At 55.8% G+C, this 17,748-nt stretch carries 15 protein-coding genes and 1 pseudogene; 11 read left to right on the top strand and 5 right to left on the bottom strand.

Annotated elements, in window-relative coordinates; all coding sequences use genetic code 11:
* Positions 1-245: 245 nt before the first annotated feature.
* The 4 genes from XMD564_RS09170 to XMD564_RS09155 are packed head-to-tail and all read right to left on the bottom strand — an operon-like array spanning position 246 to position 6,737.
* The gene (locus XMD564_RS09170) at positions 246-1,376 is read right to left on the bottom strand and encodes an ABC transporter permease (protein ID WP_173508213.1); all 1,131 of its coding nucleotides are present in this window, start codon (positions 1,374-1,376) and stop codon (positions 246-248) included.
* Position 1,377: 1 nt separating this feature from the next.
* Positions 1,378-4,152 (bottom strand): ribosome-associated ATPase/putative transporter RbbA, encoded by a 2,775-nt coding sequence (gene rbbA, locus XMD564_RS09165; protein ID WP_173508212.1) that lies wholly within the window; start codon positions 4,150-4,152, stop codon positions 1,378-1,380.
* 3 nt (positions 4,153-4,155) lie between these two features.
* Positions 4,156-5,235, bottom strand: a complete 1,080-nt coding sequence (locus XMD564_RS09160) for an HlyD family secretion protein (protein ID WP_173508211.1) — start codon at positions 5,233-5,235, stop codon at positions 4,156-4,158.
* 14 nt (positions 5,236-5,249) lie between these two features.
* A complete protein-coding gene (locus XMD564_RS09155; protein ID WP_173508210.1) occupies positions 5,250-6,737 on the bottom strand; it encodes an efflux transporter outer membrane subunit in 1,488 nt (495 codons plus the stop codon).
* 91 nt (positions 6,738-6,828) lie between these two features.
* On the opposite strand from XMD564_RS09155, the gene XMD564_RS09150 reads away from it, so the two are divergent.
* From XMD564_RS09150 to XMD564_RS09125, 6 genes and pseudogenes are all read left to right on the top strand, one after another.
* Positions 6,829-7,032, top strand: a complete 204-nt coding sequence (locus tag XMD564_RS09150; RefSeq protein ID WP_173508209.1) for a hypothetical protein — start codon at positions 6,829-6,831, stop codon at positions 7,030-7,032.
* Between the two features lie 156 nt (positions 7,033-7,188).
* A complete protein-coding gene (locus tag XMD564_RS09145; protein ID WP_173482243.1) occupies positions 7,189-7,821 on the top strand; it encodes a TetR/AcrR family transcriptional regulator in 633 nt (210 codons plus the stop codon).
* Complete coding sequence (locus XMD564_RS09140; protein ID WP_015879511.1) at positions 7,821-8,864, top strand: DUF4105 domain-containing protein; 1,044 nt, start codon at positions 7,821-7,823, stop codon at positions 8,862-8,864. Before XMD564_RS09145 ends, XMD564_RS09140 begins: the two co-directional genes overlap by 1 nt.
* A gap of 20 nt (positions 8,865-8,884) precedes the next feature.
* A complete protein-coding gene (locus tag XMD564_RS09135) occupies positions 8,885-10,804 on the top strand; it encodes a triacylglycerol lipase (protein WP_254443666.1) in 1,920 nt (639 codons plus the stop codon).
* 343 nt (positions 10,805-11,147) lie between these two features.
* Positions 11,148-11,315 (top strand): hypothetical protein, encoded by a 168-nt coding sequence (locus tag XMD564_RS11600; RefSeq protein WP_371731478.1) that lies wholly within the window; start codon positions 11,148-11,150, stop codon positions 11,313-11,315.
* Positions 11,316-11,483: 168 nt separating this feature from the next.
* Positions 11,484-11,765 (top strand): annotated as a pseudogene (locus XMD564_RS09125) (transposase); the annotation flags it as partial.
* Here the strand turns inward: XMD564_RS09125 and XMD564_RS09120 are convergent.
* Entirely contained in the window at positions 11,672-13,267 is a 1,596-nt protein-coding gene (locus tag XMD564_RS09120) for a GAF domain-containing protein (RefSeq protein WP_173508208.1), read from the bottom strand. The pseudogene XMD564_RS09125 and the gene XMD564_RS09120 sit on opposite strands and share 94 nt — an antisense overlap.
* Positions 13,268-13,367: 100 nt before the next feature.
* On the opposite strand from XMD564_RS09120, the gene XMD564_RS11595 reads away from it, so the two are divergent.
* Genes XMD564_RS11595 through XMD564_RS09095 form a run of 5 tightly spaced genes read left to right on the top strand, consistent with a single transcriptional unit; the run spans position 13,368 to position 17,311 of the window.
* The gene (locus XMD564_RS11595; protein ID WP_371731517.1) at positions 13,368-14,261 is read left to right on the top strand and encodes an NAD(P)-dependent oxidoreductase; all 894 of its coding nucleotides are present in this window, start codon (positions 13,368-13,370) and stop codon (positions 14,259-14,261) included.
* A gap of 30 nt (positions 14,262-14,291) precedes the next feature.
* On the top strand, positions 14,292-14,627 hold the full coding sequence (locus XMD564_RS09110) for a hypothetical protein (RefSeq protein WP_173480932.1): 336 nt from the start codon (positions 14,292-14,294) through the stop codon (positions 14,625-14,627).
* A 57-nt stretch (positions 14,628-14,684) separates the two neighbouring features.
* Positions 14,685-16,175, top strand: coding sequence for a hybrid sensor histidine kinase/response regulator (locus XMD564_RS09105; RefSeq protein ID WP_173483953.1), 1,491 nt, complete (start codon positions 14,685-14,687; stop codon positions 16,173-16,175).
* 42 nt (positions 16,176-16,217) lie between these two features.
* Positions 16,218-16,865 carry a DNA-binding protein gene (locus tag XMD564_RS09100; RefSeq protein ID WP_173508207.1) on the top strand — a complete coding sequence of 216 codons (648 nt, stop codon included), beginning with the start codon at positions 16,218-16,220 and terminating at the stop codon, positions 16,863-16,865.
* Positions 16,866-16,879: 14 nt separating this feature from the next.
* On the top strand, positions 16,880-17,311 hold the full coding sequence (locus XMD564_RS09095) for a response regulator (RefSeq protein ID WP_173508206.1): 432 nt from the start codon (positions 16,880-16,882) through the stop codon (positions 17,309-17,311).
* Positions 17,312-17,748: the final 437 nt, after the last annotated feature.

Below are 17,748 nucleotides of genomic sequence, written 5' to 3'. Positions count from 1 at the left end.
GTCTGTGCAGTGGCTTGCCACTCGTCCGGCGCCATGTACCCCTCATTCACGGCGCGCGTATGGATTTGATACTGGCGCTTGCCTCGGCCAGGCTCGCTCACGATGCCGCCGTTGTGCCCTCCGGTGGTCAATACAGAGGCGCAGCTGCAGTTCCAGGTTCGCCTTGAACAGGTTGGGAGGGATGGTTTCATTGCTCATGGTCAAACTCCTTACTGGGTTGAGTGCCCACTCGGGCGGTCAAACGATCAGGCCATCTGGCCGATCGTTTTGCGAAAGCGTGCCAACGACAGGAAAAACAGCACCGTGCCGATCAGGGCCAGCGCCAGGAACGGCTGCCATACCGTCTCCAGGCCCGCGCCCCGGTAAAGGATGGCCTGGCTCAGTTCCACGAAATGGGTGGTGGGTGCGATCAGCATGATGTTCTGCGCTATCTCGGGCATGCTTTCGCGTGGCGTGGTGCCACCCGAGAGCATCTGCAGCGGCAGGATGGTGAGCATCATCAACATGCCGAACTGCGGCATGTTGCGCGCCAGGGTGGCGAGGAAGATGCCCATCGAGGTGGTGGCGAACAGACTGAGCGCCGCGCCAGCGAAGAACAGTGCAATGGAACCCTCGACTGGAACGCCCAGGACGCCGCGCACCATGAGATTGAGGGACAGGAAGGAGGCGATCAGCACGACCAGGGCCATCGACCAGACCTTGGAGAGCATGATCTGCGCGGGTGTAACCGGCATCACCAGCAGGTGCTCGATGGTGCCGTGCTCGCGCTCCCGGATCAGCGCTGCGCCGGTCAGGATGATGGACAACAGCGTGATGTGGTTGATGATCTGCACCACCGAGCCGAACCAGGCCTTGTCCAGTGCCGGGTTGAAGCGTGCGCGCAATGCCAGATCCACGGGTGGCGCGTCGGTGCCGCGGTAACGCTTGACGAACTCATTGACTTCGCCGGTGAAGATCTGCTGTATATAGCCACTGCCGGTGAAGGCCTGGCTCATGCGGGTGGCGTCGACATTGAGCTGCACGGCAGGCGATCGCCCCGCCAGCACGTCGCGCTGGAAGTTGGGCGGAATGACCAGAGCGAAGGTGTACAGCCCCGCGTCCATGCCCGGGTCCACGTCCCTATAGTCGATCATGGCCGGTGGCGTGAACTGCGGCGGGTAGAAGGCCGAGGCAACCCGCTGGGACAGCGCCGAATTATCCTCGTCGACGATGGCGATGGGCGCGTTGTGCAGCGTCTCCGGCATGGACGTGGCCCTGGTGTAGACCGACGCGGTGAACACATAGACGATGAGCACAAGCATCATCGGATCGCGCCAAAGACTCCACAGCTCCTTGACACCCAGGTCGTAGATGTTGGCCAGGTTTCTTCTGCGCATCTCAACGCTCCTGCTTCTTGAGTAGCAAAACGGCCGCACCGAGAATCACCGGAACCGACAGCAGCATCGACCACAACGGCCCTGTCAGGTCGGCCAGGCCGAGCGCTTTGCTGAACACGCCACGGCTGATGGAGATCATGTGCGTGGCGGGGTAGATCTCGCCGATGAACTTGCTGGAGCCTTCGAGCGAGGACACCGGATCGATCAGGCCGGCGAACTGGGTGGCCGGTATGAGGGTGCCGATCATGGCGAAGAACATGGCCGCGATCTGGCTGCGTGTAACGGCCGAGGCCAGCAGCCCCATGCCTGTCGCGGCGAAGGAGAAGATCAGCGCGGCCAGCGCCAGGGTGAAGAAGCTGCCCTTGACCGGCACACCGAAGATGGTCACAGCGAGCAGGCTCATCAGCAGGAAGTTCACCATGGCCAGGCCGACATAGGGCAACTGCTTGCCAAGCAGGAACTCGATGCGCGTGACCGGCGTCACGTACAGATTGGTGATCGACCCGGTTTCTTTCTCGCGCACCACCGCCAGCGCAGTCAGCATGGCCGGCAGCATGAGCAGCAGCAGAGGGATCACCGCCGGCACCATGGCTGGCAGACTCTTGACATCGGGGTTGTAGCGAAAGCGCGTCTCGACGCTCGCATTGCCTGCGGCGCTGGCGCCGCTGCGTTCGCTGGCCTGTACCAGCAGCCAGTGCTGGTGCATGCCTTGAACGTAGCCCTGCACGGTTTCCGCGCGTTGCGGCATGGCGCCGTCGAGCCAGGCGCCGATCTGCACGTTCTGGCCCCGCAACACGTCGCGGCTGAAGCCAGGGGGGATCTCAATGGCCAGCGACAGTTCGCCGCTACGCATCCGCCGGTCGAGATCGTCGTAGTCTACGATCGGCGCGTGCTCGGTGAAGTAGCGCGAGCCGGCCAGGTTCAGCGTGTAGCTCTGGCTGAGCGTGGTCTGGTCGCGATCGAGCACCGCATAGCTCAGGTCCTCGACGTCCATGGTGATGCCGAAGCCGATCACGAACATCAGCAGCAGCGAACCGCCCAGCGCCAGCGTGGCGCGTACCGGGTCCCGCTGCAATTCCAGCGTCTCGCGCCACAGATAGCTGAACATGCGCTGCAAGCTGAATCCGCCAGAGCGGTGCCCACCGTGTTCAGCGGGCACCGCGGATGGCTGATCGTCCTGGTCGGCGGCGGCCTGAGGCTGACTGGCCGGGGTGGCCGGAGTGGCCGCGCCGCCCTCGGCTTCGACGAGGTAGCCGATGAACGCCTCTTCAAGGGTTTTGGCGCCGCGTTTCTCGACCAGTCTGGCGGGCACGTCGCTGTCGAGCACCTTGCCGGCATGCATCATCGACATGCGGTCGCAGCGTTCGGCCTCGTTCATAAAGTGAGTGGAAATGAAGACCGTCACCCGGTCGCGCCGCGACAATTCAATAAGCAGCCGCCAGAACGCATCACGCGCCACCGGGTCGACGCCGGAGGTCGGCTCGTCCAGAATCAGCAGCTCGGGCTTGTGCACCATGGCAACGGCCAGCGACAGGCGCTGGCGTATGCCCAGCGGCAGACTGGCCGGCAGGCTGTCGATGACGTCCGCCAGCCCAAAGCGCTCCACCATCTCGTCCACGCGGCCCGGAATATCGTTCGGGGACACACTGAACAGCTTGGCGTGCAACTCCAGATTCTGGCGTACCGTGAGTTCACTGTAGAGCGAGAACGCCTGCGACATGTAGCCGACACGGCGGCGGGTGTCCAGGTCATGCGGATCGACTTCGTGGCCGAACAGCCAGGCCCGGCCCTCGCTCGCCGGCAGCAGGCCGGTGAGCATCTTCATGGTCGTGGACTTGCCGCAACCATTGGAGCCGAGGAAGCCGAAGATTTCACCGCGCCGGATACGGAAGGAGACACTGTCGACAGCGACGAAGTCGCCGAAGCGCATAGTGAGCTCCTGGGCTTCGATGGCAATGTCATCCGCTCCGTCATCAGGCAGCGGAGGAATGACCACCGCCTGGTGCCCACGCTTTTTCTCTTCCGGCAGCAGGCGGATGAATGCCTCTTCCAGGTTCGGGCTGCCTGTTCTTGCCAGCAATTCCTTCGGCGTGCCGGTGGCGAGGACCTTGCCGTCGTCGATGGCGGCCAGCCAGTCGAAGCGCTGGGCCTCATCCATGTAGGCCGTGGCCACAATCACGCTCATGCCGGGGCGATCGGCGCGGATACGGTCAATCAGATCCCAGAACTGCGCGCGCGCCAGCGGGTCCACGCCAGTCGTCGGCTCATCGAGAATCAGAAAATCCGGGTCATGAATCAGCGCGCAGCACAGGCCGAGTTTTTGCTTCATGCCCCCGGACAGCTTGCCTGCCGGGCGCTCCAGGAATTTGAACAGGCCAGTGGCCTGGGTGAGCTCATCGATCCGCTGGCGGCGCTCTGCGGCGCCATGACCGAACAGGCGCGCGAAGAATTGCAGATTCTCCTCGACCGAGAGCGTCGGATACAGGTTTTTGCCCAGTCCCTGCGGCATGTAGGCGATGCGCGGGCACACTTTATTGCGATGGGCCTTGCTGGCCATGTCGCCACCCAGCACCTCGACCGTGCCCTCCTGGATGATGCGCACACCCGCCAGCAATGAGAGCAGACTGGATTTGCCCACGCCGTCGGGGCCGATCAGGCCGACCATCCGCCCGGCGGGAATGTCCAGGTCGATGCCATCCAGGGCAATGACGTCGCCGTAGCGCAGGCTTACCTGATGGGCACTGGCAACGGTCGCGAGCTGCGCACTGTAGCTCATACCTTACTCCGGCACGCGAACGGAGAGGTTTTGAGGCCACTCGGCATTGGCGTCGAGTTTGATCCAGGCCACGCCGGGCAACCCGGTCTTGACCTGATTGAGGTGCTCACGCAGCAACTCCTGCGAAATCTGCGCACGCACACGAAACATCAGTTTTTGCCGTTCGCTGGCGGTTTCGACCGTTTTGGGGGTGAACTGTGCCGCGCTGGCGACGAAGGAAACGGTGGCTGGTATCACGTACTCCGGCGCGGCATCCAGAATGATGCGGACCTCGGAACCCAGCGCGACGCGGCCGGCCACGGTCTCGGGCAGGAAGAAGGTGATGTACACGTCCGACAGGTCGATAAGATTCAGGACGCGTCCGCCCGATCCCAGCACCTCGCCGGGTTGCGCCACCCGCACCTGCACCCGACCGTCACGCGGCGAGCGCAGTTCGCTATCTCGTATGTCGGCTTCGATGCGGTTGATGCTGGCCGTGGCAGCGGACACGCTGGACCTCGCGCCGACAAGCTGCGCCTTGGCAGCCTCAACCGCGGCGCGGGCTGCAGCCACCTGCGCCTTGCTGGCCGCCAGCGTTGCCTGTGCGCCTCTTACCCGAGCCCGATCGTCGTCCAGCTCTTGTATCGAGGCGGCACCTTCCCGGGACAATGTCTCTGAACGCTTCAGCCGCCGCTGAGCGGCATCGAGCTCCGACTCACGCTGACCAACGAGCGCCTGAGCAGCAATCACGTCAGCTTCACGCAGCGCCACCTGGGCCTGTGCTGCGGTCACCGAGTGCTCGGCCTGTTCACGCATGGCGAAAGCTTCGTCGCGCTGCGCCTCAAGCGTTTCCAGTTGCATCCTGGCCAGTGGCTGGCCCGCTGAGACGAAATCGCCTTCACGGACCAGAATGTCTTCGATACGTCCGGGCAGCTTGGTGGCGATGTCGATCTCCGTGGCTTCGATGCGGCCATTGCCGTTGACGAATCCTTCGCCGGGGCCGGTATCGGCAAACTTCGTCCAGCCCCACCAGGCCAGCGCGATAACAACCGCTGCAGCGGCAGCGACCAGGAGTTTTTTCTTGAGAGAGGATGAGACAGTCATAGGTTTCGCGTGCCTTAACGGGTTGATGGGGTGGAAGCGGGCGTCGAGGCCGCACCCTGTGCCTCGCCGGTTGCGGCGAGGGTGCCGCCGCCGAGCGCGGCATACAGCGCCACCTGGCTGGACAGCAGCGCGCGGCGCGCCTGTACCAGTTGTTGCTGGGCACCCAGCAGATCGCGTTGGGCATCCAGCACCTCCAGGAAGGCGGCCGAGCCGTTGTCGTAGCGCAACTGGGCCAGCCGTGCGCGTTCGCTTTGCGCTTCCAGGTTGGCTCTCTGGATCGTCAACTGCTCAGCCAGCCAGTGCTTCGCGCTCAGCGCATCGGCCACCTCGCGGAAGGCTGTTTGAATGGTTTTTTCGTATCCGGCGACGGCGATGTCGCGGCGCACTTCGCTCAGTTCCAGATTGGCGCGTCGGCGCCCGCCATCGAAGATGGGCAGTGACAGGGTGGGCATGAAGGTCCAGGCGCGACTGCCGGAATCGAACAAGCCATTCAAGTCGGAGCTGGCCGTGCCGAAGCTGCCAGTCAGCGCAATGCGCGGCAAGAACGCCGCGCGGGCCGCGCCGATGTGGGCATCGCTGGCACGCAATTGGTGTTCGGCGGCAATGATGTCCGGGCGACTGACCAGCAGCTCCGAAGGCAGACCGGCCCGCAGCTCAGCCAGCACCGTCGTTTCATCGAAGGGCACCTTGGTGGGCAGCGGGCCAGGATCGGCGCCCACCAGCATCGCCAGCGCATGCCGTTGCGTGGCGCGTGCTTGCTCAAGCTGGGTTAGCAGCGCCTGAGCCTGGTTCAGCAAAGTTTGGACTTGAGTGAGGTCCAGCTTCGAGGTCGAGCCGACTTCAACGCGGCGCCGGAAAATGCGATAGGACTCCTCGCGGGTCGCGACGGTTTGACGGGCGATAGCCACGCGTTCGTCTATCTCGCGCAAGCCAAGATAACCGTCGGCCACCTGGGCGATCAGCGCCAGGTGGACGGCCTGGCGGGCCGCGTCGGAAGCCAGCCAGCTTTGCAGGGCGGCGTCTTCCAGGTTGCGGACCCGGCCCCACAGATCCAGCTCCCAGGTGCTCAAACCCACCTCGGCCCGATATTCGCCGCCCACCTGCGACCGGCCCGACATGTTCAGATCGCCAGGGACGCGGGCGCGTCCACCCTGGGCACCCACGCCCACGGCAGGAAATCGATCCGAGCGCTGAATGCGGAATGCGGCGCTGGCTTCCTCGACACGCAGCGCGGCCAGGCGCAGATCGCGGTTGTTCTCCAGCGCGGTCTCGATGAGGCGTTGCAGCAAAGGGTCCGTGAAGTAGGCCTGCCAGGCAAGTTCTCCCGCGTGGGCACCCTCGGTGCTCGATTCAAGATGACCAGGCCAAACCTCGGGTACCGGCAGCGGCGGGGTATCAGGAGCAGGAGCGAGCGACATGCAGCCGGTCAATGCCACGGCGCTCAGTGCCAGTGAGCCAGCGCGCAGTCTGAAATCAGGAAATAAGGGAAAAGCTGGAGGCATGGTCACGTTCCGTACGGGGTTTGGGCTGAATGGGGTCTGGTTGGAGAGGCGGAGAGACGGTAGCCGCCCACGCAATGGGGGGGCGTGGCTGATGTCCACGATCCGTCCGTTCTTTACTCGCAAGCGTTATCTAGCCCACGCCATCTCCTTATTGATGTGTGCACACCCATGCCTCTTTCGGCTGGTTGATGAGGTGCTCTTCCTGTTTCACTTCCAGCGTTTCGGGTTCGTCCGCGTCCCTACGGCATCTCGCATCATGAGTTTTAAAAGCAACCCACTGGACGGTTGTTTATGATTATACGTTACAATCCCAGATTTGCAATTAGCAGTTCACTAGGCACTGCACGCCAGTCAGTTGGAACTGCTCAGCCTGGGCTGACCATGCGCCCATGGTGGAACCGGTGACCAGCCCATGGGACAATCCAGTCAATTTTTGAACAGGGACCTTTGTATGCCAACCAACAAAGACGACGTACCAGGCAAGCGCCGCTATCTGTCTTCTGTGGCCAGGAGAGAGGAAATATTGGATGCGGCGTTGATCGAGTTTGCGGATCGGACATACAACGCCGTGTCAATGGAGCGCCTGGCGGAATGCGCAGGCTTGTCCAAGGCTGGTATCTACGCCCACTTCAAAAGCAAGGAAGAAATTTTTCATGCCTTGCTCGAACGCACGACAAAGCAGATTTGCGATTTCCAGGGCTGGCTCCTGGATGAAGATCTGACGTTGCCAGAGCTGGTAGATGTCTACCTGGATCGCCTATACGCGACCTTTAGCTCCCCTGCCACGATGTCGATTTACCGGCTGCTTCTGGCCGAAAGCGCCAGAACACCAGAGCTGGTGCAGCGTTGGCACAACGAAGTTGCTCACGGACTGAAAGAGCGGGCGCAGCTCATCATCCAACGCAACATAGACCGGGGGATTGTTCGTCCGGGTGTCTTGACCGAGCACTTTTTCCCGCTGGCGCTCGCTCCCGCACTGCTATGGCTGAACTCGTCAATGCTATCCAGGGGAAACCCTTCCATAGAGCTCGTGCAGGTACGAGATGCGCATCGGCAGCTGCTGCTTGAGCTCTTGCAGCCTTGATGAGCAAGGTAAGGCAAAAAGCCAGACACCTCCCTGTGCGACTGGTGACCGGGGTTGCGGTGCTACTGCTGACTGCATGGGGTGCACTGGCTCTATGGCATCAGGTGCCGCAGCCGGCTGTTCGCTGGTTCACCCTCGCGCTGTGGGCGGCCGCGGGACTGTCGATGGTGGCGGCGCTGACAGGTCTGCTCAGCCGCAAGTCATGTAATTTCACGGCAGTGGTATTCGTAAGCGCCGTCGCTATTCTGGCGGCGTGGTGGAGCACCCTGCAGCCCTCGCACCACCGCCTATGGGCTGACGATGTCGCCCAGTTGCTGGAGGCCAGGATCGACGGCGATCATGTTCAACTGAAAAATGTACGCAACTTCGAATGGCGCAGTGAAACCGATTACACGCCGCGTTGGGAGAACCGTACCTACGACCTTACCCGCCTGCGTAGCGCCGATCTGGTACTTTCCTACTGGATGGGGCCGCACATTGCGCACACACTGGTGTCGTTCGGCTTCGACGGTGGCGAGCGGGTGGTGTTCTCACTGGAAATACGCAAGGAGCGCCACGAGTCCTTCTCGGCGATCGGCGGATTCTTCCGTCAGTTCGAGCAGATCCTGGTAGCCGCCGATGAGCGCGACATTGTGCGTACGCGCAGCAATGCGCGAGGCGAGGCCGTTTATCTCTATCGGTTGCAGATGAGTCAGGCGAATGTCCGCGCGTTGTTTCTGGAGTATCTGCACGCGGCCAATGAACTGCGGCGCACACCGCGCTTTTACAACACCTTGACCAGTAACTGCACGACCATCGTATTCGAGCTGGCTCGGCTCATTGCGCCAGCGTTGCCGGCGGACTATCGCCTGCTGCTGTCCGGACACTTTGCGGAATACATCCATGACCTGCACGGATTGACGCCCGGCCATCGCTACGCAGAACTGCAGGCACTGGGGCACATCAACGAACGCGCACTGGCCTCTGACGCATCAGGAGACGACTTCTCGATGTCGATTCGACAAGGTGTGCCCGGCGTGCCGGCCGACGAGGTATCTCCATGAGGTTCCAGCAGTCTTGCCGCATGGCAGTGTGGCTCGTCATTGCCCCGCTGTTGCTGGGGGGCTGCTCGATCCTGCGTGAGTTCGGCCCAGTGGTTGAGGTTCATACACTGGATGCGGGCGAGGCCATCGAACTCAAGCGCGGCGATATCCTGACACGCGGCAAACTCAGCGAGGCGACGACCCAGACCATCAGGGTGGCGGCATTGGATGCGCAGGCTTGCGCAAAACCGATCTCAGCGGATTGCGTCGAGGCCCTGGCCGCCGTGACCGGCGTTGCCGCGGATCGACGCCTGGCTGCACTGTCCGAACTGTGGCTGGCGCAGGCTCAGGCCATGAAGCCCGGATCAGAGCAGCAAGCCGCCTGGCTTGAGACCATTCGTTATGCCTATGCCTACCTGTTCTTCGGTGACCATACGCCTGGGGAGCGAGCCTTCGAGGATCGCCAGACGCAAGTGCGGGATTGGTATAACTATGCGGTCGAACGTGCCGCCACCGGGATGTTCGAGGTTCGGCAACAAATGTCTACGCAGTTGCCAGCGCAGACCCGCTGGAACATTGCAGGCTGGGAGCTGCAGCTGGATATGCGCAGCGCGCGCTTGCCGGGCAGTACGGCGGTGCCAGCCGAACTCCTGCCAGCCTCGTCCCTGTCTTTCCGCGGACTGCGCAGCCTCTACCGGCGCGACGGTTTCGGCGCCGAGCTGGTGGCGGTCATGCCGGACGAACCCCTGACTTCCGCCCCCACCCGGGATGGCCGTCCAGCGGCCAAACGCAATCAGCAGCCTCTACCCTGGAGCGAGATGCCCGCGCCGTCCATGACGATTCTGCTGCACCCGGACGGAGACGACCTGGACAGCGTGCTGCATACCCGCACTGTCCGTTTGACGGTGCATGACCCCTATGTGGAGTCGGCCATCATGCTGCGCGGGCAGCGCGTACCGCTGGCGGCCAATTTCACCGCCGGCTACGGACTGTGGCTGGCCCGCGCCAACTTCAACCGGCAGTCGCTGCGCAGCCTGCTTGGGCGCGAGGGTGGAATCGACCGTCCGCACGTCTACCTGATGCAGCCCTACGATCCGAACCGACGGATCATCGTCATGCTGCACGGACTGGCCAGTAGCCCGGAAGCCTGGGTGGAACTCGCCAACGAAATCCTGGGCGATGAGGCGCTGCGCCAGCATTACCAAATCTGGCAGGTCTACTACCCGACCAATCTGCCGATCGCATTGAACCACGCGATGATTCGCAGAGCGCTCGGGGATACGCTGGCGCATTTCGATCCTTCCGGCCAGGCGCCGGCATCGTCCGACCTTGTACTGGTGGGGCATAGCATGGGCGGGGTCATCGCGCGGTTGATGGTGTCGTCAACCGACCAGTCGCTGGTGCAGCTGGCTGCGGATCGCAGTCGGCTGACGCCGCAGCAGATCAAACGCATAGATCCGATGTTGCGTTTCGAGCCCTTCCCGCATGTCAGCCGCGCCATCTTCATCGCAGCACCGCACCGGGGCACGTCGGTCGCAGGTGGACGCCTGGGGCGCTGGATGGCGGGATTCATTCGCTTCCCCGTTACGGTGCTCGAAGAACTCGCCCACACACTAGCACCCAATGCGGCGGCCAGCAGCCACGAAAGCCTGGGGCATATCCCCAATAGCGTCGACAACCTCGACGAGAACGATCCTTTTGTGCGCGCGGCGGCGGACTTTCCCATCTCGGCTCAGGTGCGCTATCACTCGATCCTGGCGCAGACCAATGCCGACGTGCCGCTTGAGGATTCCGATGACGGCCTGGTACCATACCGCAGCGCCCACCTTCCCGGTGCAGAATCTGAGAAAGTCATAATTTCGGGACACAGCGTGCAACAGAACGCGGCTGCGGTACTGGAGATCCAGCGTATCCTCAAAGACGACATGGCTCTGCAGGAAGAGCATTTCATGCAGCCATAGGCAACTGCCATCTTCTGTACGCAGCCAAGCTGATTTGGGCAGGCTGCTATCTTTCAGGTGGGCGAAGTGCATTCATCTGTAATGTGCAAAGAGCATCAGACTTATGTCAGGGAGCTAGGGGAATGGGATGGAATCCCCCTCCTATGGCATTTCCCTAGCGGGCGGTGTTGCGGGTACAATTTTGGGGGCGGGGAAGCAAGGCGATGAAAATTGAAGCCTCCGGTATCGGCCTAATCATTATTGTTCTGGTGATGGCGTTGGTAACATTGGTGACCCGCTGGGTGGCGTCTACATAATCTCGTTTGTACCAATCGGGTGCCGCGTTAAGCAGTTTATCCAAGCAATGTCTGGTTCGGTGCTGGTGGCTATTATAGCGCCAATGGCAGTAACTGGAGATGCTGGAGCCAAACTCGCCCTACTCATTACCGCATTCCTCATGTTTATACTGAAAAAACCGTTGCCCGCCATTGCGGCAGGCATCGTGACGGCGGCTGTATACCGGCAGTTGTAGTCACCCGCTAAGGTCCGTTATGTGCGCTAGCCAGGCCAACCTGTCAGTGATGCTGAAGTTGGCCCAGAGCAGACATTATGCGTGCGGTGAATCAAGCGGGCTAAGGAAGGTGTGATCAAGTCCGCCACATGGGATAATGCTGACTGCACATGATCGAGGACGCATAAGATGGATCAGCAACTTACATTCGCGGACAGCGAGTTCAGCAACAAGCGCCGTCAGACCCGCAAGGAGAAGTTCCTTGGCCGAATGGACAAGCTGATTCCATGGGCGCGTCTCGAAGCCGTTATCGAGCCCCACTATCCCAAGGCTGGAAACGGCCGTCGGCCTTACCCCTTGTCCACCATGTTGCGCATTCACTGCATGCAGCAGTGGTATAACCTCAGTGAGCTTAAGAATTCACTCTTAGCACGGCTTGCATCTTCGATTAGATCCTTCGCTGCTTCAAGCTCCGCTGTGAAACGTTCCCGCTCATTCATCTGACGGTAGAGCTGAATCAGTAAAGAGCAGGTGGCAACAAAGGGTTCTAACCAATTGACCAGCTCATCATTCAGCTCTGATTCTGAGTTGGCAATGGCGATCATGCCTAGCGTTTTATCACCTTGTTTAATAGGCATTCCTAGCAAATTATGCAGAGGAGGGTGTCCATCAGGAAGACCGCGTCGACCCGGTGCTGTGGCGGGTGATTCTGTTAAGACCACCTCGCCTTGAGCAAACACACGACCTAACAGGGATTTCGTGTTAGTTACCCGACTCGAACCTGCTAAGAATTTTTGCATCAAACTTTTCGACTCTTTATCCCAGGAGAGATCAGTTAAAGAGTGAACGATCAGTTCAGGTTCTGACTTGCTTGGATCCACCTCACCAATCAGCGCATATTCGCTATTGGTTAACTCGCGTAATGACTCCTGCAGAAAAGACCATATAGAGTTACCACTGATCAGCGCTTCATAATCAGTTAGACCTTTATGAAGCTTATCCAACAGCATGCTTTGTCGCTCTAACTCACGCTCTTTGCGCTTAGTTTCACGAAGATCCGTCACTATCCCAATGAACTCATTTTGAGATTGGTCATCAATAACCACTTCACTGACGGCCAGATGTATGGGTATCAGCTCGCCACTTTTACTGATGGCTGATACTTCACGACCTTCACCGATCACCGAACTGTTGTGAGTGGCATTTTGGCGCTTATCACGGTCGTAATGTTTTAGGTATCCATCATGGTGTTTAGCAATATCCTTAGGCATCAACATTGATATGTTTTGACCTACAAGCTCGTCGATAGAGTAGCCAAATAGAGATTCAGCTTTTTTGTTAGCATCCTCGATAATGCCGCGGTGACTGATCCGAATAACGGCAGCGGCTGCATTCGATACAAGGCTTGATTGCCTAGCCAATTCACGGCGAAGAAGATCACGTGAACTAATAATCTCTCTGTTTTTCTCTTCGTTATCTTTTTGTCGCACATGTAAGGCGATGAGAGCCTCAGCCTGCAGGGCAAAAGAGTTTAGAAGCTCCTTCTGCTCCTCAGTAAACTGGCGTGGCTTTGTATCAATGACACAGAACGAACCTAGACAGAAACCATTAGTGTCGTGTATTGGGGTGCCGCAATAGAAGCGTAAGTTTGGCGCTCCGATCACCAGTGGATTATCATGAAAGTCAGGATGTTCAAGGGCATTACGCACCTCGAGTAGTTTGTGATCGTGAACCACATGGGAACAAAAAGCTTCATCACGACCGGTTTCACAAACATCTAATCCGTAAATGGATTTAAACCACTGTCGCTTACTATCTATTATTGAGACAGCGCAGATAGGGGTATTAAAAATATGAGCCGCCTGAGCTGTAAGCTGATCGAAATAGAGGTCACTGGGCGTATCGAGTAGACCAATGGATTTTAAGCTAGCAATGCGTTGAGTTTCATCTTCAGGGTGAGCGGCGATTCTCATAAAACACCTTTTATCAATCGGTTTAAAGTTCACCCAAACTGCATGTGTCGTAAATTCACATATAAGGTGTTTATTAACAAATTAGTACAAAAATAAAAAAGTGCTAAAAAATTTTGAGGTAATTATGTCTAAGATCTCTCTTCTTGGGATTGGCCTAATGGGCTTGCCTATGGCAAAGCGCTTGTTGAGTGAGGGTGTAGAGTTAACCGTCTGGAACAGAACGCAAGAGAAATGCTTGTCCTTAAAAGAGGATGGCGCCGCTGTTGCCGAAGACCTTAGCGAAGTCGCACAGAGCGATATCATTATTACCATGCTTGCTGATGGCCAGGTCGTCGAAGAGGTTATCTCTATGCTACTGCCTCAACTCACGAAACAGCATCTGGTGATCGATATGAGCTCAACATCGCAAAAAGAGGTCATCAGCATCGCTGACAAAGTTGAATCAACCGGTGCACGTTTCATAGACGCACCTGTGTCAGGAGGAGTGAAAGGCGCCGAAGAGGGTACACTGGCCATTATGGCAGGAAGTCGTGATGAGCGAACATTCGAAGAGGCCAATGTCGTTTTTTCATCAATGGGGCGAGCCACAAGAGTAGGGGATGTAGGATCTGGTCAGCTATCTAAACTGGCCAATCAGGCTATAGTAGGCGGTACCATCGCTATTGTATCGGAGGCTGTATTGCTGCTGGAACGAGCAGGCGTTGATTCTGAAGCCTTTAGACGCGCACTGTCAGGCGGGTTTGCTGATAGCACCATCCTTCAGTTACACGGTAAGCGTATGAGCGAACGAACATTTGAACCGGGCGGCAAAGTCACAACTCAACTCAAAGATGAGAAAAATGTTCTCGAAGCTGCGCAATCATTGAACTTAGAGCTGCCTGTTACAAAAGCCATTTATGAGCGGTATCAAGATCTTTCTGAGAATATGGGTAAAGGTGACTTAGATCACTCTGCGCTTTTCCTACAGTTACTCAAAATTAATAATTTAGGCTAGAATGCAATAAAACACTCTAGGGGAAATAGCATGCAGGGCAGTAAAGTCGTAAGTAAAAGCGCTTTGAAAGTGTATGTCCGTATGCATGATGGGGCCCGTCTAGTCGGAGCATTCTATCTAGCCCCAGGGGAGCGACTTCAAGATATTATGAATGATGACCGCTCCTTCATCCCACTCTACCTAGACGACACCAAAGAGAACAACCCGGTTGTGATGATATCTAAACGTTATGTCTCTCAAGTTGAAGAGATAAAGGACAGTAGAGACAATTCATCAACAACCACGAACACCAATCGTCCGATGAACTTTACCCTAGCGGATGAGCAAAACTCGCCTGACTCATTAAAAAAATTAGAGCTCGAGTAGCGATTGGCATAATTCCTGCTATGTTTTAACTAAAGTTATTAGTTAAAGCAGTGACCATTGAAGCAGAATCGATCAAACAATCATCAAATCGAGTCAGACACGCAATATACAAAGTTGTGTAAAGCCTTTGATTCACTCGATGAATCTCAATTTGATATTGTCATAGACTCTAGTACTGAGAAGGTTCATTTAGATGCCAGGGCTCAGCAGTTTTTTGTCTTATCAACACCTCTACCTCTGAATCAGTTCGACGCTTATTTCACCCCAGCTAATAAACTCATTGAAACGGCACCAATACGGTCTGGCACCAACTTTCGATACAGAGGAATTGATAAAGAGGTGCATCATCTGTCAGCCTATGAAACGAGAACAGAAACTGCGCCTCATTTAAAACATATTCGCTTTAAGCGTATCGATCTCTTTGATCCATCAAAACTGACCGAAATCGAAGAGAAATTGATCAATCAGAGACAATTGTTCGCCATCATCTCTCACGAGATGAGAACGCCTGTCGCTACCCTGCAAATGCTTATTGAAGATCTAGAGCAAGGTGCTCCTAGTCCAAAACATACAGAACAGATGAAAAATACCGTTGATCATCTGATGTCTGTACTGCAGGACATGACGCAAGCCGTTAATCCTGAAAGGGCGCTGCCAATAAGCAAGACAGCATTCCATCCTAATCAGCTATTAATCGATGCTCACTCACAGTTGACAAGGTTAGCTGAGCTCAACGGCATGGTTGTGAAATTAGAGCTCATAGATAACGAAAATATAAGGCTTGAGTCAGATAAACAACGCATAAAAATCATAGCGTTAAATCTGATAAAGAATGCAATACATCACTCTAAAGGCAGCACAATTAATGTGAAGGTTGAGTGGATACAAAGAGTAGATAAGGGTTACTTGGTGCTCACTGTATCTGACGATGGCCAAGGAATACCGAAAGAGGCAACCAATAAGATATTTGAGCCGTTTGAAAGACTGGGCACAAAGGTTGATGGCAGTGGCCTTGGTTTGTTTATTGTAAGGCAATCACTCAACGAGCTGCATGGCGACGTTGATGTCGATCGAAATGAGCAGGGTGGCGCTCGTTTTGTTGTCAAGATACCTATGGTTGATCTTAATGCAAAGCAGTCTGAGCCAGTGTTTAGACAAGAATCTAAAGATACTGGAGATCTGCTTAAGCGCCTTAACCTACTGGTCGTTGAGGACGACCCCATCATAAGAATGGTCTCTAAAAACCTACTGGGTAAATTAGTAAACCAGGTGGATGTCGCGGAAAATGGCCATCTAGGATACGAAATGGCGACTCGCAAAGAGTATGACCTCATTCTAAGTGATTTCTTTATGCCGGTACTGGATGGCCGGCAAATGATCCAAAAGCTAAGAAAAGAGGGTGTGTCTGTACCCATAGTGGCAGTGACTGCCGCCGTCATGGGGCAGGAGTCTGAGGCACTACTCGATGCCGGTGCGAATAAAGTCATCGCAAAACCCATATCAATGAATACCTTTCTGGAAGTTGTTGAGCAGTGTGTTGCTAGATAACAGCTCGTCTTATCTATATAGTACGTATTTTAAATATGTATTATGTATCAAATGACCAGTATAAAACGCGAACAAGTCTACGAAATTGCCGACGAACTGCTAAGGCAGGGCATCAAACCCACCCAACAAAATGTCAGAGACAGACTCGGGTCTGGCTCATTAACCACAATTAACAAAGCACTCAATGAGTGGTGGAGCGGGTTAGGGCAGAGATTAGACGCGCAAGCCAGTGGCTACGATCTTCCAGAGCCTGTTATTAAGCTCGCCAGCAAGATCTGGACGGATGCGATTGCCTACGCAAACCGAGCCAGTGAAAGCAAGCACAAAGAGGCTGACGAAGAGCGCAAGAAACTCACAGAAGAGCTGTCAACAATTGACAGTAAATATACCCAACAAATAGTTGATTTAAATACTATTATTAGCGAAAGAAATAACGAGATCAGCAAGCTTAAAATGGAATTGAACCAGGCTGTAACCAAACTTGGTAATGAGCGAGATCAGTCATACAGGGCAGCCAAAGCCTTAATGGATGCTGAGACCAAGCTAAAGCAATCCGAAGCGGGCGTACACAACAATGAGGGCTTGCTTGAAGCACAAGTACGGTTGAAAATACAGGCCGAAGAGATTGCGCGCCTTAATGCTGAAGTGTTGAGATTATCGACAGAAAACGCGCAGCTGAAGCTTAAATAGAGACCGGAAATAGCATGCTCATTCACGTTAAACCCTGTGCGGACACCGATAAGCTCAAGAAAATTGTTACGAACAGCAATCCTGGAGACAATATCAAGGTCTCTAGCTTGCAGCAATTTGAGCAGCTCAAAGGTCTAATCATTGATGCAAGGGCGATAGATCTTAAGCTATCACTGATTGATGATGATGGTTATGTGCTAAAACAGATCTCCACTAAGCGTCGAGATATCCAGAGTAGCGCCGCAAAGAGCCCAGGCTTCACAGCACGCCAAATGTCCGTTATCTCTGCGCTAGAGCGCGTCATGACGCTTCTCGACAAGGAGGGGATCAACCTAATCGGCTACAGTGACGAGCTGGTCGCTACCATTGCAGATGACTCATCATTGCAAACTGGTGAGCTTGCTATCGACATAGACACCAAGGGCATCTACAAAGGCGCTTTGTAAGGTTCTTATTCGCTTTGTGGCAAAAGATAGAGGTAGGGATCTCCTGCCTTTTATTTATAATACTATATTTAACATAATATATATTATACGTATCTTTATATATGGTTATTGCAGTAGCTATGTTTAGGTAATTATTCGCTAACCTAATACTGAAAGACCGATAAAAACCATCAGATCAACACATCTAATAGCGCCTAAAAAGAATCAATCACCACCCTTAAGGCTTAATAAGCACTGAAAACCGATTGACCCCAACCAAACCATTGGCTGTTGATAGTTGTGTTAATCAATCTGAGGATCACTTGTGTGCAAACAATCACATTCAGAGCTTGTAGCGCCTTCCGTCATATATTTGCGTAAGGGTTAAAAACAGTTGAGCTTATCTAACCTTTAACGAAAATTGCCTTATCTCCTTTATTTAAATATTTAAAAACAGC

It is taken from the genome of Marinobacterium sp. xm-d-564, assembly GCF_013283345.1.
Lineage (GTDB): Bacteria > Pseudomonadota > Gammaproteobacteria > Pseudomonadales > Balneatricaceae > Marinobacterium_E.
The sequence above is the reverse complement of the archived record's forward strand: the minus strand, read 5'-3'. Positions and strand labels throughout refer to the sequence as shown.

Excerpts from the sequence above, each read along its gene's own strand:
- XMD564_RS09170 (WP_173508213.1), bottom strand. The coding sequence starts at position 1,376 with ATGCGCAGAAGAAACCTGGCCAACATCTACGACCTGGGTGTCAAGGAG.
- rbbA (WP_173508212.1), bottom strand. The coding sequence starts at position 4,152 with ATGAGCTACAGTGCGCAGCTCGCGACCGTTGCCAGTGCCCATCAGGTA.
- XMD564_RS09160 (WP_173508211.1), bottom strand. The coding sequence starts at position 5,235 with ATGACTGTCTCATCCTCTCTCAAGAAAAAACTCCTGGTCGCTGCCGCT.
- XMD564_RS09155 (WP_173508210.1), bottom strand. The coding sequence starts at position 6,737 with ATGCCTCCAGCTTTTCCCTTATTTCCTGATTTCAGACTGCGCGCTGGC.
- XMD564_RS09150 (WP_173508209.1), top strand. The coding sequence starts at position 6,829 with ATGTCCACGATCCGTCCGTTCTTTACTCGCAAGCGTTATCTAGCCCAC.
- XMD564_RS09145 (WP_173482243.1), top strand. The coding sequence starts at position 7,189 with ATGCCAACCAACAAAGACGACGTACCAGGCAAGCGCCGCTATCTGTCT.
- XMD564_RS09140 (WP_015879511.1), top strand. The coding sequence starts at position 7,821 with ATGAGCAAGGTAAGGCAAAAAGCCAGACACCTCCCTGTGCGACTGGTG.
- XMD564_RS09135 (WP_254443666.1), top strand. The coding sequence starts at position 8,885 with ATGGCAGTGTGGCTCGTCATTGCCCCGCTGTTGCTGGGGGGCTGCTCG.
- XMD564_RS11600 (WP_371731478.1), top strand. The coding sequence starts at position 11,148 with ATGTCTGGTTCGGTGCTGGTGGCTATTATAGCGCCAATGGCAGTAACT.
- XMD564_RS09120 (WP_173508208.1), bottom strand. The coding sequence starts at position 13,267 with ATGAGAATCGCCGCTCACCCTGAAGATGAAACTCAACGCATTGCTAGC.
- XMD564_RS09110 (WP_173480932.1), top strand. The coding sequence starts at position 14,292 with ATGCAGGGCAGTAAAGTCGTAAGTAAAAGCGCTTTGAAAGTGTATGTC.
- XMD564_RS09100 (WP_173508207.1), top strand. The coding sequence starts at position 16,218 with ATGTATCAAATGACCAGTATAAAACGCGAACAAGTCTACGAAATTGCC.
- XMD564_RS09095 (WP_173508206.1), top strand. The coding sequence starts at position 16,880 with ATGCTCATTCACGTTAAACCCTGTGCGGACACCGATAAGCTCAAGAAA.